This window comes from Methylobacterium indicum (genome assembly GCF_017347565.1).
Taxonomy (GTDB): Bacteria; Pseudomonadota; Alphaproteobacteria; order Rhizobiales; family Beijerinckiaceae; genus Methylobacterium; species Methylobacterium indicum.
On record NZ_AP024145.1, the window covers coordinates 3,527,849 to 3,542,640 of the forward strand.

Consider the following 14,792-nt stretch of genomic DNA (forward strand, 5'->3'; position numbering starts at 1 on the left):
GTTTTTCGACCCTACGGTCAAGCTTCCCTCACCTCTCCCTCTGGACAGAACCCACCTGCGGTCCACATCTGCGACAACCACGCGGAGACCCAGGCATGAACCCGCTCAAGAAACTGCACGCCGAACAGGACCAGGCCGTCTGGCTCGATTTCGTGGCCCGGGGTTTCGTTCAGGAGGGCGGGCTCAAACGCCTGGTCGACGAGGACGGGCTGCGCGGCGTCACCTCCAACCCGGCGATCTTCGAGAAGGCGATCGGCCACTCGGACGAGTACGACGACGCCATCAAGGCGGCGGGCGACGAGCGGGTGATCGACCTCTACGAGGGTCTGGCCATCGCCGACATCCAGGCGGCGGCCGACGTGCTGCGCCCGGTCTTCGACGCGAGCGGCGGGCAGGACGGCTTCGTCAGCCTGGAAGTGTCGCCCTACCTGGCGCTGAACACCGCCGAGACGCTCGAGGAGGCGCGCCGCCTCCACAAGGCGGTCGCCCGCGACAACCTGATGGTGAAGGTGCCGGCGACACCCGAGGGCATTCCGGCGATCCGCGACCTCACGGCGGACGGCATCAACATCAACGTCACGCTGCTCTTCGCGCAGGACGCCTACGAGCAGGTCGCCCACGCCTATATCGAGGGCCTGGAACGCTTCGCCGCCGCGGGCGGCGACGTCGCCCGGGTCGCCAGCGTGGCGAGCTTCTTCATCAGCCGCATCGACGCGGCGGTGGACAAACTTCTGGACGAGAAGGTCGCGGCGGGCGGCGACAAGGCGGCGCTCGAAGGCCTCAAGGGCAAGGTCGCGATCGCCAACGCCAAGCTCGCCTACCGGCGCTACAAGCGCCTCTTCGCCGGGGATCGCTGGCAAAAGCTCGCCGCCAAGGGCGCCCATCCGCAGCGCCTGCTCTGGGCCTCGACCGGCGTCAAGAGCAAGGCCTATTCCGACGTGCTCTACGTCGAGGAGCTGATCGGCCCCAACACCGTCAATACGATCCCGCCGGCGACGATGGACGCCTTCCGCGACCACGGCACGGTGCGGGCGAGCCTGGAAGAGGGCGTCGACGAGGCCGAGCGCGTGCTCGCCGATCTCGCCAAGGCCGGCATCGACCTCGACGCGGTGGCGCGCCAGCTCGTCGAGGAGGGCGTGCAGCTCTTCGTCGATGCCGCCGACAAGCTGCTGGGCGCGGTCGCCGGCAAGCGCCAGACATTTCTAGGGAATGGCCTCGACCGGCAGGCCCTGGCGCTCGGCAGCCTCGACGAGCCGGTGAAGAAGGCCATCGAGACCTGGCGCAAGCACGGCCTCGTGCGCCGCCTGTGGCAGCGCGACGCGAGCGTCTGGAGCGGCGCCGACGAGGCGCAGTGGCTCGGCTGGCTCTCCATCGTGGAGGACGAGCTGGCGAAGGCCGCCGACTACGCCGCCTTCGCGACTGAGGTGAAGCAGGAGGGCTTCACCGATGCGGTGGTGCTGGGCATGGGCGGCTCCAGCCTCGGCCCGGAGGTTCTGGCCGAGACTTTTGGACAGCAGCCCGGCTTCCCGCGCCTGCGCATCCTCGATTCGACCGATCCGGACGAGGTCCGGGCGGTCGAGGCTGCGGTGAACCTCGAGCGCACGCTGTTCATCGTCGCTTCGAAGTCGGGCTCGACCCTCGAGCCCAACGTCTTCCGCGATTACTTCCTCGGCCGGATGCGCGACGTGGTCGGCCACGACAAGGCCGGCCGGCACTTCGTTGCGGTGACCGATCCGGGCTCGGCGATGGAGAAGGCCGCCAAGGACGACGGCTTCCGGCGCATCTTCTACGGCGTGAAGCAGATCGGCGGGCGCTACTCGGTGCTCTCGGCCTTCGGGCTGGTGCCGGCCGCCGCGATGGGCCTCGACGTGAAAGTGTTCCTGGAGAGCGCCCGCGTCATGGTGCGTTCCTGCGGCTCCGACGTGCCGCCGGACCTGAACCCGGGCGTGCAGCTCGGCCTGGTGCTGGGCAAGGCGGCAACGGAAGCCGGCCGGGACAAGGTCACGCTGATCGCCTCGAAGGGCATCGACACCTTCGGCGCCTGGGCCGAGCAGCTCATCGCCGAATCGACCGGCAAGGAGGGCAAGGGCCTCATCCCGATCGACAACGAGCCGCTCGCCGCACCCGCCGCCTACGGCAACGACCGGGTCTTCGTGCAGCTGCGCCTCGAGGGCGCGACCGATGCCGGCCAGGACGCCGCCGTGACGGCGCTGGAGCAGGCCGGCCACCCGGTGGTGCGGATCGACCTCGCCTCGAAGGCGCATCTGCCACAGGAATTCTTCCGCTTCGAGATCGCGACGGCGGTGGCGGGCGCAGTGCTCGGCATCAACCCGTTCGACCAGCCCGACGTCGAGGCGAGCAAGATCAAGACCCGGGAGCTGTTCTCGGCCGCCGAGAAGGACGGCGCGCTCCCGGCCGAGACGCCGGTGGCGGAGGACGACACCTTCGCGCTCTACACCGACGCTGCCAATGCCGACGCCCTGCGCAAGGCCGGGGCCGGCTCCGATCCGGTGAGCTGGATCAAGGCTCAGATCGGACGCGTGGGAGCCGGCGACTACGTCGCGCTGCTCGCCTACGTCACCCGCAACCCGGAGCACCTGAAGCCGCTCCAGGAGGCCCGGGTGGCGCTGCGCGAGGCCCGGCACATCGCGACCTGCGCCGAGTTCGGGCCGCGTTTCCTGCACTCGACCGGCCAGGCCTACAAGGGCGGGCCCGACAGCGGCGTCTTCCTCCAGATCACCTCGGAGGCGCCCGACCTCCCGATTCCCGGCCGCAGCCTGGGCTTTGCCACCGTGATCGCCGCCCAGGCGCGGGGCGATTTCGGCGTCCTGTCCGATCGCGGCCGCCGGGCCCTGCGCGTCCACATCAAGGGCGATGTGGCCAAGGGGCTCGACCGGCTGAAGTCGGCGCTTAGTTAGCTCCTCCAACGCGATCTCCCCTCTCCCGGTTGGGAGAGGGGTCGGGGGTGAGGGTGCTACGGTTCTGGGTCCGGCACCGAACATCGAGCTGCTGGCGCGACGGTCCGAACTCAACTCGGAAGCGTAGCACCCTCACCCCTAACCCCTCTCCCACACGGGAGAGGGGAATCGCGACAGACGACATGTGACGGGCCTCATCGCCCACGGGCCGCCGGCCCCGGCCTCGCCGGCGAGGAGTGACACGATGCAACTCGGCATGGTCGGTCTCGGTCGGATGGGCGGCAACATCGTCCGGCGGCTGCTGCGCAACGGGCATAGTGCCGTCGTGTTCGACCAGGATCCCAAGGCCGTGGCGGCCCTGGTGCAGGAGGGCGCGGTCGGCGCCGACAGCCTCGAGGATTTCGTCGCCAAGCTCGACGTGCCCCGCACCGCCTGGGTGATGCTGCCGGCGGGCGACCCGACCGAAGTCACCGTCATGACGATCGCCGGGCTGATGCAGCCCGACGACGTGATCATCGACGGCGGCAACTCGTTCTACAAGGACGACATCCGGCGCGCCGCCGCCCTCGACGAGAAGGGCCTGCACTACGTCGACGTCGGCACGTCGGGCGGCGTCTGGGGGCTGGAGCGCGGCTACTGCATGATGATCGGCGGCCACAAGGCGGCGGTCGACCGGCTCGACCCGATCTTCTCGACGCTCGCGCCCGGCCTCGGCGAGGTCACGCGCACGCCGGGCCGCGACGGCCGCGACCCGCGGGCCGAGCACGGCTACATCCATGCCGGGCCGAGCGGCGCCGGCCACTTCGTCAAGATGATCCATAACGGCATCGAGTACGGCCTGATGCAAGCCTATGCCGAGGGCTTCGACATCCTCAAGCACGCCAATTCCTCGGAATTGCCGGAGGCGCAGCGCTTCGACCTGAACATCGGCGACATCGCGGAAGTGTGGCGGCGCGGCAGCGTCGTCTCGTCCTGGCTCCTCGACCTCACCGCCACGGCACTGGCCGGCGACGAGAACCTCGACGCCTTCTCGGGCCACGTCGCCGATTCCGGCGAGGGCCGCTGGACGCTGAACGCCGCGATCGAGGAGGCCGTCCCGGCCCACGTCCTGTCCGCCGCGCTCTATGCTCGCTTCCGCTCGCGCCAGGAGGCGACCTACGCCGACAAGCTGCTCTCGGCGATGCGCAAGGGCTTCGGCGGCCACCAGGAGCCGAAATGACGAGTTCGATGGCCGAGGGGGCCGCGCCCCCGCCCGCCTGCACCCTGGTGATCTTCGGGGCGACCGGCGACCTCACCCACCGGCTCTTGATGCCGGCGCTCTACAATCTCGGCCGCTGGGGCCTTCTGCCGAAAGAGTTTTCCGTCATCGGCGTCAGCCGCACGGAGATGTCCTCGGAGGAGTTCCGCGACGAGCTGAGCGAGACCGTACGCGGCTTCCTCACCACCAAGGGCGGCGAGGCCGGCGGCGGGTCGTTCGACGAGGGCGTGTGGAGCGACCTCGTCGGGCGCGTGCATTACCGCTCGGGCGACCTCTCGGATTCGGCGTTCTTCGAGGAGCTGAAGGGCGCCATCGCGGAGGTCTCGGGGACGGAGAATGGCGGCAACGTCCTGTTCTACCTCGCGGTCGCCGCCGGCCTGTTCGGGCCCACCATCGCCAAGCTCGGCGAGGCCGGGCTGACCGAGGAGGACGACGAGCGCTGGCGCCGCGTCATCATCGAGAAGCCGTTCGGCCACGACCTGCCCTCGGCCGAAAAGCTCGACGCCGACATCCTGAAGGTCCTGTCCGAGGACCAGATCTTCCGCATCGACCACTTCCTCGGCAAGGAGACGGTGCAGAACATCATGGCGTTCCGGTTCGGCAACGGCCTGTTCGAGCCGCTGTGGAACCGCGACCACATCGACCACGTCCAGATCACCGTCGCGGAAACGGTGGGGGTGGAAGGCCGGGGCAAGTTCTACGAGGCAACCGGTGCGCTCCGCGACATGGTGCCGAACCACCTCTTCCAGCTCTACACGCTGGTCGCCATGGAGCCGCCGATCTCGTTCGAGGCCGAGGCCGTGCGCGACAAGAAGGAGGAGGTGCTGCTCGCCACCCCGTCGGCCCGGGTCGAGGACGCGGTGCGGGGCCGCTACACGGCCGGCACCGTCAACGGCAAGGCGGTGAAGGATTATCGCGACGAGCCGGATGTGGCGACGGACAGCGACACCGAGACCTTCGTGGCCCTGAAGCTCGGCATCGACAACTGGCGCTGGGCCGGGGTGCCGTTCTACCTGCGCACCGGCAAGGCGATGACCCGGCGCGACACCGAGATCGCCATCCGCTTCAAGCAGGCGCCGCTCTCGCTGTTCAAGGGCACCAACGTCCGCGAGGACGTGCCGAACTGGCTGGTGCTGCAATTGCAGCCCGACGAGGGCATCTCGCTGCAATTCGGCGCCAAGATCCCGGGCCCGGCGGTGCGGCTCGGCAGCGTCGACATGCGGTTCTGCTACAAGGACTACTTCCAGACCGAGCCGAGCACCGGCTACGAGACGCTGATCTACGACGCGATGATCGGCGACCCGACGCTGTTCCAGCGCGCCGACATGATCGAGGCCGGCTGGCGCATCGTGCAGCCGATCCTCGACGCCGCCGCAAACGGGCAGCTGGAGACCATTCCCTACGAGGCCGGCAGCGCCGGACCGAAGGAAGCGGACGAACTGTTGACCAGCGAGGGGCGCGCCTGGCGCTCGCTGGAGCATCCGACATGAGCGCAAACCAAGCAGGCCATCGGGTGCTGCCCGATGCCGAGGCGGTCGCCCGCGCGGCGGCCGAGCGACTGGTCGGAATCGCGGCGGCCAGGCAGGACCGGATCGGGATCTGCCTGTCGGGGGGTTCGACCCCAAAGCTCCTCTACCGGCTGCTCGCCGGGCCGGAGTTTCGCGACAGGCTGCCGTGGGACCGCCTGCACTGGTTCTTCGGCGACGAGCGGGTCGGCGACGGGCCTGAGGCCGGCAGCAACCGGCGCCTCGCCGAGGAGGCGTTCGGGGATCTCGTGCCACGCGGTCACCTGCACCCGATCCCGACAGACGGGACCCCGGAGGCCTGCGCCGCGTCCTACGCCGCAGCGCTCGAGGCCTGGTACGGCGCCGACCGGCTCGATCCGGCCAAGCCGCTCTTCGACGGCGTGCTCCTCGGCCTCGGCGAGGACGGGCACACCGCCTCGCTGTTTCCGGGCAAGCCCGAGGCGGGGGAGAGCAAGGCCTGGGTGGTGGCGGTGCCGGAGGCCGGCCTCGCCCCCTTCGTGCCGCGGGTGAGCCTCGCCCTGCCGGCGCTCGCGGCGACGCCGCTCGCCCTCTTTCTGGTCACCGGCGCCGGCAAGCGGGCGCCGCTTGCCCGCCTCGCCGCCGGCGAGGACCTGCCGGCGGGTCGGGTGCGGGCCGCCGGCGAGACGGTCTGGCTCCTCGACGAGGCGGCGGCGGGGTAGATCCCCGCCCGCCTCAGGCGCTCCGCACCGAGACGAGGAACCGCGAGACCTCCGCGTTCAGGTGCTCGGACTGGCGCGACAGTTCGGAGGCGGAAGAGAGAACCTGCGAGGCCGCGGCGCCGGCGCCCTCGGCGGCGCTCGCCACCCCGGCGATGGTGCCGGTGACCTCGCCGGTGCGGGTCGCGGCTTGCGCGACGTTGCGGACGATCTCCTGGGTCGCCGCCGACTGCTCCTCCACCGCCGCCGCGATGGCGGTGGCGAGCGCGTCGATCTCGCGGATCCGCCCGGTGATCGACCCGATGGCGCCGACCGCCTGGCCGGTCACGCCCTGGACCTGGGCGATCTGCCGGGCGATCTCGTCGGTGGCCCGGCTGGTCTGGTTGGCGAGTTCCTTGACCTCCGCCGCCACCACGGCGAAGCCGCGCCCCGCCTCTCCGGCCCGGGCCGCCTCGATCGTCGCATTCAGCGCCAAAAGATTGGTCTGCCCGGCGATGGTCGAGATCATGCTGACCACATCGCCGATGCGCGCGGCCGCCTCGGTCAGGGCGTTGACGAGGCCGGCGGTCTCGTCGGCCTGCCGTACCGCGGCCTGGGCGAGTTCGGCCGAGCCGTGGACCTGCCGGCCGATCTCCAGGACCGAGGCGCCGAGCTCTTCCGCCGCCGCCGCCACGGTACCGACATTCGTGGCCGCCTCCCGGGCCGCCTGCGCCACCGAGGCCGACCGGCTGGCCGTCTCGCCGGCACTGGTCGTCATGCCGTGGGCGGTGGCCTGCAGCTCGGTCGCCGAGGAGGAGACGAGGCCCACTACGCCGCCGACCGCCCGCTCGAACGTGTCGGCGAGCCCCGCCATGGCGTGCTGCCGCTCGGCCGCCGCCGCGGCTTCGGCCGCCCGCCGGATCTCCGCCTGCTCCTCGGCGCGCCGGGAGACGAGGGCGCGGATCGCCTCGACGGCGCGGCCGACGGCGCCGATCTCGTCCTTGCGGTCCGAGCCCGGAATCGCCCCGATCTCGTCGCCGCGCGCCATCGCCTGCAGCGCCAGCGCCAGCCGCGAGAGCGGGTTCGCCAGGTTGCTGGCTAGGCCATACATCACCCCGATCGCCCCGAAGGCCACGAGCACACCGACGAGGAGCTGCCAGGAGAGGTCGCTCCGGGAGCGGCTGGCGAGGTCGGCGCTCAAGCTGACGACATCCGCCATCACGGCGGCACGCGGCAGGGCGATCAGGATCGACCAGGCGGTGCCGGTCCGTCCGAGGACGACCGGGGCGATCACCCGGAACTCGTCGAGCGTCCCGTCGTAGCCGACGAAGCTCTGCGCCGACCGGATCGTCTTGTCGTAGGCCCTCCAGCCGGCATCGCCCTCGCCGAGGGGATGACCGATGCGCCTCGCATCGCGGCTCGAAGCGATCACCAGGCCGGCCTGCGACACGATCGTGACCGAGCCCTCACCGCGATACATCGAGGCACTCGCGGCCTCGGCGGCCTTCTGGACGAAGGACAGGTCGAAATCGGTGCCCGCGACGCCCGCGAACCGGCCGCCGACGGCGATCGGCACCGAGATCGTGGCAAGATAGACCGATTGGCCCTGGACGACGTAGGGCAGCGGCGCGAGCAGGCTCTCGCGGCCGGATTCCTTCGGGCCGAGATACCAGCCGCCCTTCATCACGCCGTTCGGGTGCTGATCGCGGCTGTCGAACTCGACCAGCGGCTGGACGGCGATCTGGCCGTCGGCGGTGCGGGTCCAGTAGGGCAGCGCCCGGCCGGTGGCGTCCGCGCCCGTGTCGCGCCGGCCGGCGAAGCTCTCGTCGGCCCCGTCGAGGGCGTTCGGCTCCCAGGCGCTGTAGGTGCCGTTGAAATCCGGGTTGCGCTTCAGCACCCCGAGCAGGAAGTCGTTGAGCACGGTGCGCATCTGCGCCGGCTTCGCGCCCGCCTTGCCGGTCGTCAGGGCCTCGAGGATGCCCGAGGTGTTGCGCGCCGCCGCGAAGGCGAAATCGAGCTTGTGCTGGATCGCCGTCGCCTGGTTCGCCGCGATCGCCTGCAGATAGCTGCGGCTCTTCTCGTCGAGCACCGTCTCGAAGGTCTTGGTGACGAAGCGGCTGTTGCTGATCGTCGAGTAGGCGCCGAATCCGACGATCAGCATCGAGGCGACGAGACCGCAGGTGCTGGAGGCGGCGATGATCTTGAACTTGACCGACCTGAGAAACGAGACCCTATCGCTCTTTGCGTGACCGGACAGCATGACGATCGCCCCCTTGGCGCGAATGCATTGGCTTCGATCGACAGGCTGCACAATCATCGCCCCACGATCTGGCAGGCCTCGATTGTCGAGAATCGGTCTAACAAATAGTAAATATCAGTATCTGCAATAGTCTAAGTTAAAACGTCCGTTAGATCCGTCGCCGGATTGACCGAGATCAAGGCACGGCGGCAGCTCTTCAAGGGGAGACACTTCGGGTGGAAGCCGGAGCGGTCTTTTCGCCGCGAGGGTGCAGATCGGCCCCGAACGCGAACGGCCCGGGACGTGGAGGCGTCCCGGGCCGGCGGAGGCGACCATGGTGCGGGCCGGAAACCCGGCGGCGTCAGACGAAGTGCTTCGAGAGCTTGAGCCCCTGGGCCTGGTAGTTCGACCCGGCGGCGCTGCCGTAGAGGGCGGCGGGGCGGGTCGCCATGCGCTCGTAGACGAGGCGGCCGACGATCTGGCCGTCCTCCAGCATGAACGGCACGTCGCGGGAGCGCACCTCCAGCACCGCGCGAGCACCGGTGCCGCCGGCCTCGGCATGGCCGAAGCCGGGATCGAAGAAGCCGGCGTAATGGACGCGGAACTCGCCGACGAGAGGATCGAACGGCACCATCTCGGCGGCGAAATCCGGCGGCACCTGCACCGCCTCCTTCGAGGCCAGGATGTAGAACTGGCCCGGATCGAGGATCAGGGTGCCGGAGCCGTCGGCGCGCAGGGGCTCCCAGAACTCGGAGGCCGGGTAGGACCGCGGCCGGTCGACATCGACGAGGCCGGTATGGCGCTTGGCGCGGTAGCCGATCAGCCCGTCGAAGCCGGAGAGATCGACCGAGACGGCGACGCCGCCCTGGAACGACGGATCGGCGCAATCGACGAGCGGGGTCGCGGCGTGCAGGCGGGCGAGCGCCGCATCGTCGAGCCGCACCGCGCCGCGGCGGAAGCGCAGCTGCGACAGGCGCGAGCCGGTGCGCACCAGCACCGGGAAGGTGCGGGGCGAGATCTCGGCGAAGAGCGGTCCGGCATAGCCGGCCTCGACCATGTCGAATTCCCGCGCCTGGTCGGTGATGACGCGGGTGAACACGTCGATGCGCCCGGTCGAGCTCTTCGGGTTGGCGCTGGCGGCGAGGTCCGGCGGCAGGGCCAGGCCCTCCTGCAGCTCGGCGATGTAGACGCAGCCGGTCTCCAGCACCGCACCCTGGCGCAGGTCGATCTCGTGCAGCTTGAGCTTCTCGAGGCAGGCGGCGACGTCGCGGGTGCGCCCCGGCAGGAAGCTCGCCCGCACCCGCCAGGCCCGGGCGCCGAGGCGCAGGTCGAGGCTCGCCGGCTGGATCTGGTCGTCCGCGAAGGGGCTGGCCGGCCGGATCACCCCGGCGCTCGCGAGCGCCGCGATGCCCTCCGCCGATTGAATCCCGTCCACGAGCTTCACCATGACACGTCCATCCTCAACGGGCCTTTGTCGCAGGAGCGGGGTTTCCACGACGTGAAGAGCCTATCACGCCTCGTCGCGCACGCCGCGGACGAGGACGACGGCGAGGCTCGCCCGGGCGATCGCCCCCATGGCGATGAGGCCGGCGAGCGCCGCGACGAGGGGCGCCGCCCGCTCCGGCAGCAGGATCGCGGCGGCTAGCACCAGGGCCGCGACGGTGTCGGCGGCCCGCCCGCCGGCCAGGATCAGGGTGTGGAGCTCGAGGCCCGGCAGGGCGATCCCGCGTCGCGCCGCGAGCCAGCCCGCGAGCCGCGCCGCCGCGATCTCCAGGAGGAGAGAAGCCAGCAGCGCCGCCGCCGGCCAGCCGGGCATCCGCCAGGCGAACGCGAGCGCCAGGGCGACGCGCAGCCACGGCCCCTCCCCCACCGAACCCGGCGACGCCCGATGCGCGAGCCCGCGCCAGACGACGAGGAGGGCGAGGCAGACCGGATCGGCGCGCAGGGCCAGCGCCAGCGCGGCCGCGAGGCCCGCGACGGCTGTGGACGAGGAAGGAAGCCGCATGACGGGGTAGGGCGCCTCGTGCAGGATTACCGACCGCACTTCGCGGCGATTGACGATCCGGAGGGCCGGACGTACCACGACGCCCGCCGGCCGTCGCGCTTGCTCGCGGGCCGCCAGCGGAGGTTCCCCGATGTACAAGGCCGAGACCCGCGGCATCAGCGTGTCGGTGCAGCCGCGCTTCGTGGAAGAAGAATCCTCCCCCGACAGCGGCCGCTACTTCTTCGCCTATACGGTGGAGATCACCAACAACGGCAGCGAGCAGGTGCAGCTGCGCTCCCGCCACTGGCGCATCGTCGACGGGCGCGGCGAGATGCAGGAGGTCCGCGGCGCCGGCGTGGTCGGCAAGCAGCCGGTGCTCGGGCCCGGCGAGTCGTTCAGCTACACCAGCGGCTGCCCCCTCACCACGCCGGACGGCACGATGGAGGGCACCTACACGATGTCCACCGCCGACGGCGACAGCTTCGAGGCGGCGATCCCCGCCTTCTCGCTCGACTCGCCGCATGTGCGCCGGGTGATGCACTGACGCTCACCCGTGCTCGGGTGTCTGGGGGCGCCTGCATCCGGTCGGCTGTCGAGAGCGCTCCAGCTGGGCTATGACACGGCTCCCTCCGCCGCGAGAACAGCCCGCCCGATGACCCAGACCGGCCCCCGCCTGACCCCGCTCGAACTCCTCGCCCGGCTGGTCTCCTTCGACACCGAGAGCCAGAAGTCGAACCTGCCGCTGATCCGCTGGGTGGCCGAGTATCTCGACGCCTGGGGCGTGCCCTACGTCATTGCGCCGAACGAGGCCGGCGACAAGGCGGCGCTCTTCGCGACGATCGGGCCGATGCGGGACGGCGGCGTGGTGCTGTCGGGCCATACCGACGTGGTGCCGGTGGCGGGACAATCCTGGACCAGCGACCCCTTCACCCTGCGCGTCGCCGACGGCAAGATCTATGGCCGCGGCGCCGTCGACATGAAGGGCTTCGATGCGCTCTGCCTCGCCCTGGTGCCGGAGATGCTGGCGGCCGACCTCAAGACGCCGATCCACATCCTGCTCTCCTATGACGAGGAGCTGACCTGCCTCGGCGTGGTCGACGTGATCGCCCGCTTCGGGAAGGACCTGCCGCGGCCCGGCGCCGTGATCGTCGGCGAGCCGACCGACCTCGAAGTCGCCGACGCCCACAAGAGCATCTACACCTACCGCACCACCGTCCACGGCCACGAGGCGCATTCCTCGAAGCCCGCGCTCGGCGCCAACGCCGTGATGGCGGCGGCCGAGCTGGTGGCGGGGCTCAACCGCATCGCCGACCGGATGGCGGCGAAGGGCGACGCCAGCGGCCGGTTCGATCCGGCCTACACCACCGTCCATGTCGGGGTGATCGGCGGCGGCACCGCCCGCAACATCCTGCCGAAATCGTGCGAGTTCCAGTGGGAGTTCCGCGGCCTGCCCGATCTCCCCCGCGACGAGATCCCGGGCCTGTTCGCCGCGGAAGTCGAGCGAGTGACCCGCGAGCGGCTCAACCGCTTCGGCAATTACGGGCACATCGAGACCGAGGAGGACGCCGCGGTGCCGGGCCTGGCGCCCGAGCCCGGCTCTCCGGCCGAGCGCCTGGCGCTCCGGCTCGCCGGCCGCAACCACACCATCACGGTGCCCTACGCCACCGAGGCCGGCCGCTTCCAGCTCGCCGGCCTGCCGACGGTGGTCTGCGGCCCGGGCTCGATCGACCAGGCCCACCAGCCGGACGAGTACATCACGCTGGCGGCGTTCGAGGCGGGCGAGGTGTTTCTGCGCCAGCTGGTGCGGGATTGCGCGGCGGGGTGGAGCCCGGCGTGAGGGTGGATTCGCCTTTTCCAAGATCCTTCATGCGATCGATCTGAGTCGCGGGATCCCCTCGCCAGGGTGGGCTAGCGGATTCTCACTTCTCCTCTGAATGCTAACCCATCGAAGGTAATCGCGCTTTCCCCTCCCCCTTGTGGAGAGGGGCTATGGGGATCGAAGATCCCGCGTGGGGGTGGTGCAGAAGGCACCGCTGAGTCTCCTCCGGCACCACCCCCACCTCCAACTCCTCCCCACAACTTGCAGCGATACCGGGCAAGCCCGGGATCGCCTGGGGAGGAGAGGCGCTCTACTTTCAAAGGGAGAAGCGTTCAAACCGAGATGTGTGAACACGCTAGCCCGGGTGGGAGAGGGGGAGGCGCTTGACTGTCACAGCGGACCGGAAGGCGGCGTGCGATGCAGGCCGCCGCCCTGCCAGGCCCGGAGACGCTTATTGCTGCGCCGGCTGGGTCGTGGTGGTGCCGGTCGCGGCGGGAACGTCGGGCTTCGACGTGTCGGTCGCCTGCGCGCCGGACTTGGACGTATCGGTCTTCGAGGCATCCGTCTTGGCGGGCTGCTGGCCGAGATAGACGTATTCCGGCGCGGCGCGGAGCTGATCCTTGTCGGTGTTGATCACCGCCTTCAGGGTCTTGTCGTCGACGCGGGTGACCTGCAGCGCCTCCTTGGCGACCGAGACGTACTTGGTGCCGAGGCCGAGGAAGCCGCCGACGCCGACGACGTAGGACTTCACCGCCAGATCCGGCCCGAGCACGATGTCGGCGATCGAGCCGATGGTCTCGTTGGCGCCGTTCTGAATGCTCTGGCCGATCAGTTTCGTGGCGACGAGGTCGCTCGGCGCCTGGGCGACGAAGGTCGGCCGCAGGTCGTTGTTGAGGGTCGCGGGGGTGCCCGGCACGGGCTTGGGACCGCCGGCATCCTGCGCCAGTCCGGCGCTGGCGCCGGCGACGAGGAGGAACGCGGCGGCGAGGAGGGGGCGGGACATCGACGGCTCCGACTGCGTGCGCCCGACACGCTCGGGCGCAGGAAGAGTCGGTTGCGGTGCGAAAGGTTCCCTCGCGCCCTCCCCTTTCGCAGCGTCAGCCCTGCGGGCCGCCGGCGATCTCGGCCTCGACCTCGGCCGGATCGAGATCGTAGTGCCGCGAGCAGAACTCGCAGGTGATGCCGATGCGGCCGTCCTCGCCGACGATGTCGCGGCGCTCCTCGGCCGAGAAGTTGCGGACCATGCCCATCACCCGCTCGCGCGAGCAGCGGCAGGCCTCGTGCACCCCTTGCGCCTCGAACACCCGCACGCCGCGCTCGTGGAAGAGCCGGTAGAGCAGGCGCTCGCTCGACACCGTCGGATCGACGAGTTCGTGGTCCTCGATCGTCGCCACCAGCGACTTGGCCTCGACCCAGGCGTCGTCCTCCCGGTTCGCGCTGTCGTCGAGGAGGGCGTGCCCCTCCGGCAGGTCGCCGGGCGGCAGATCGGCGAGGCGGGCGCGCTCGGGCGAGTGCGGCAGGAACTGCATCAGCAGGCCGCCGGCGCGCCAGGCCTGACCCCCGCCCTCGACCTGCTCGGCGACGGCGAGGCGCACCCGGGTCGGGATCTGCTCCGACTGGCGGAAATACTGGTGCGCCGCCTCCTCGAAGCCCTGGCCCTCGAGCGCCACCACGCCCTGGTAGCGGCTCTGGGCCGAGCCCTGGTCGATGGTCATGGCGAGGTGGCCGTGACCGAGGAGCTGAGCGGTACCGGCGCGAGCCCCCGCCGCGGCGACGCGGCCGGCATCGAAGCGGGCGGTCGCGCGCAACCGGTCGGGCGCCTCGAAATCGACCACCACCATGTCGACCGGGCCGTCGGACTTGGTCTGCAGCTGGAACCGGCCCTCGAACTTGAGCGAGGAGCCGAGCAGCACGGTCAGCGCCGCGGCCTCGCCGAGGAGCCGCGCGACGGTGTCCGGGTAGCCGTGCCGGCGCAGGATGGTGTCGATCGAGGGGCCGAGGCGCACGGCGCGGCCGCGCACGTCGAGGGGCTCGACCGCGAAGGGAAGGATCGCGTCGTCGCGGCCTTCGGGATTCTGAGGGGACGTGGTCTCGGACATGCTCTCACCGCCGCCGGCAAGCCTGAAGGCCGGCTCTCGCGCCAATGATGAAGGTCTCCCGGCGAGGAGTCTTCCGCACGAGCCGCGCCGCTAGTCCTCGCAACGAGCGGGCAGGCGGAGGGATGGGGCGGGAGACGCCGCGGCGAGAGACCGGCGTATCCTGGTATATGGAGGGTCCGGCGATGTTTTCGAAGGGGTTACCGGGGGATGAAGCCCGAGCCTGTCCGCCGGCCCCCCGGTCTTCACCCACGCCACGTCATCCCGGGTTCTCGGCTTCGCCGAGCCCGGGATGA

At 70.6% G+C, this 14,792-nt stretch carries 11 protein-coding genes; 6 read left to right on the forward strand and 5 right to left on the reverse strand.

Features of this window, described 5'->3' with window-relative positions; all coding sequences use genetic code 11:
* The first annotated feature begins 95 nt into the window (after positions 1-95).
* From miv_RS16570 to pgl, 4 genes are all read left to right on the forward strand, one after another.
* A complete protein-coding gene (locus miv_RS16570) occupies positions 96-2,918 on the forward strand; it encodes a bifunctional transaldolase/phosoglucose isomerase (RefSeq protein WP_207177852.1) in 2,823 nt (940 codons plus the stop codon).
* Positions 2,919-3,162: 244 nt separating this feature from the next.
* A complete protein-coding gene (gene gnd / locus miv_RS16575) occupies positions 3,163-4,137 on the forward strand; it encodes a phosphogluconate dehydrogenase (NAD(+)-dependent, decarboxylating) (protein ID WP_207177853.1) in 975 nt (324 codons plus the stop codon).
* Positions 4,134-5,666, forward strand: a complete 1,533-nt coding sequence (gene zwf, locus miv_RS16580) for a glucose-6-phosphate dehydrogenase (protein WP_207177854.1) — start codon at positions 4,134-4,136, stop codon at positions 5,664-5,666. Before gnd ends, zwf begins: the two co-directional genes overlap by 4 nt.
* A complete protein-coding gene (gene pgl / locus miv_RS16585) occupies positions 5,663-6,382 on the forward strand; it encodes a 6-phosphogluconolactonase (protein WP_207177855.1) in 720 nt (239 codons plus the stop codon). Before zwf ends, pgl begins: the two co-directional genes overlap by 4 nt.
* Before the next feature lie 13 nt (positions 6,383-6,395).
* On the opposite strand, the gene miv_RS16590 is transcribed toward pgl, so the two are convergent.
* From miv_RS16590 to miv_RS16600, 3 genes are all read right to left on the reverse strand, one after another.
* On the reverse strand, positions 6,396-8,618 hold the full coding sequence (locus tag miv_RS16590) for a methyl-accepting chemotaxis protein (RefSeq protein ID WP_207177856.1): 2,223 nt from the start codon (positions 8,616-8,618) through the stop codon (positions 6,396-6,398).
* A gap of 340 nt (positions 8,619-8,958) precedes the next feature.
* Positions 8,959-10,044: a 2'-deoxycytidine 5'-triphosphate deaminase gene (locus tag miv_RS16595; RefSeq protein ID WP_048430247.1), complete on the reverse strand. Its 1,086-nt coding sequence runs from the start codon at positions 10,042-10,044 to the stop codon at positions 8,959-8,961.
* Between the two features lie 63 nt (positions 10,045-10,107).
* Positions 10,108-10,602: a hypothetical protein gene (locus tag miv_RS16600; protein WP_207177857.1), complete on the reverse strand. Its 495-nt coding sequence runs from the start codon at positions 10,600-10,602 to the stop codon at positions 10,108-10,110.
* A 130-nt stretch (positions 10,603-10,732) separates the two neighbouring features.
* Here miv_RS16600 and apaG point away from each other — a divergent pair, with 130 nt between their 5' ends.
* Positions 10,733-11,125, forward strand: coding sequence for a Co2+/Mg2+ efflux protein ApaG (gene apaG / locus miv_RS16605; RefSeq protein ID WP_048430246.1), 393 nt, complete (start codon positions 10,733-10,735; stop codon positions 11,123-11,125).
* A gap of 108 nt (positions 11,126-11,233) precedes the next feature.
* A complete protein-coding gene (gene argE, locus miv_RS16610) occupies positions 11,234-12,418 on the forward strand; it encodes an acetylornithine deacetylase (protein ID WP_207177858.1) in 1,185 nt (394 codons plus the stop codon).
* Positions 12,419-12,851: 433 nt separating this feature from the next.
* Here the strand turns inward: argE and miv_RS16615 are convergent, their stop codons facing one another.
* Both miv_RS16615 and miv_RS16620 read right to left on the reverse strand, forming a co-directional pair.
* Positions 12,852-13,403, reverse strand: a complete 552-nt coding sequence (locus miv_RS16615) for a PRC-barrel domain-containing protein (protein ID WP_207177859.1) — start codon at positions 13,401-13,403, stop codon at positions 12,852-12,854.
* Positions 13,404-13,497: 94 nt separating this feature from the next.
* Positions 13,498-14,499 carry an Hsp33 family molecular chaperone gene (locus tag miv_RS16620; protein ID WP_058619292.1) on the reverse strand — a complete coding sequence of 334 codons (1,002 nt, stop codon included), beginning with the start codon at positions 14,497-14,499 and terminating at the stop codon, positions 13,498-13,500.
* Positions 14,500-14,792 lie beyond the last annotated feature (293 nt).

Excerpts from the sequence above, each read along its gene's own strand:
- miv_RS16570 (WP_207177852.1), top strand. The coding sequence starts at position 96 with ATGAACCCGCTCAAGAAACTGCACGCCGAACAGGACCAGGCCGTCTGG.
- gnd (WP_207177853.1), top strand. The coding sequence starts at position 3,163 with ATGCAACTCGGCATGGTCGGTCTCGGTCGGATGGGCGGCAACATCGTC.
- zwf (WP_207177854.1), top strand. The coding sequence starts at position 4,134 with ATGACGAGTTCGATGGCCGAGGGGGCCGCGCCCCCGCCCGCCTGCACC.
- pgl (WP_207177855.1), top strand. The coding sequence starts at position 5,663 with ATGAGCGCAAACCAAGCAGGCCATCGGGTGCTGCCCGATGCCGAGGCG.
- miv_RS16590 (WP_207177856.1), bottom strand. The coding sequence starts at position 8,618 with ATGCTGTCCGGTCACGCAAAGAGCGATAGGGTCTCGTTTCTCAGGTCG.
- miv_RS16595 (WP_048430247.1), bottom strand. The coding sequence starts at position 10,044 with ATGGTGAAGCTCGTGGACGGGATTCAATCGGCGGAGGGCATCGCGGCG.
- miv_RS16600 (WP_207177857.1), bottom strand. The coding sequence starts at position 10,602 with ATGCGGCTTCCTTCCTCGTCCACAGCCGTCGCGGGCCTCGCGGCCGCG.
- apaG (WP_048430246.1), top strand. The coding sequence starts at position 10,733 with ATGTACAAGGCCGAGACCCGCGGCATCAGCGTGTCGGTGCAGCCGCGC.
- argE (WP_207177858.1), top strand. The coding sequence starts at position 11,234 with ATGACCCAGACCGGCCCCCGCCTGACCCCGCTCGAACTCCTCGCCCGG.
- miv_RS16615 (WP_207177859.1), bottom strand. The coding sequence starts at position 13,403 with ATGTCCCGCCCCCTCCTCGCCGCCGCGTTCCTCCTCGTCGCCGGCGCC.
- miv_RS16620 (WP_058619292.1), bottom strand. The coding sequence starts at position 14,499 with ATGTCCGAGACCACGTCCCCTCAGAATCCCGAAGGCCGCGACGACGCG.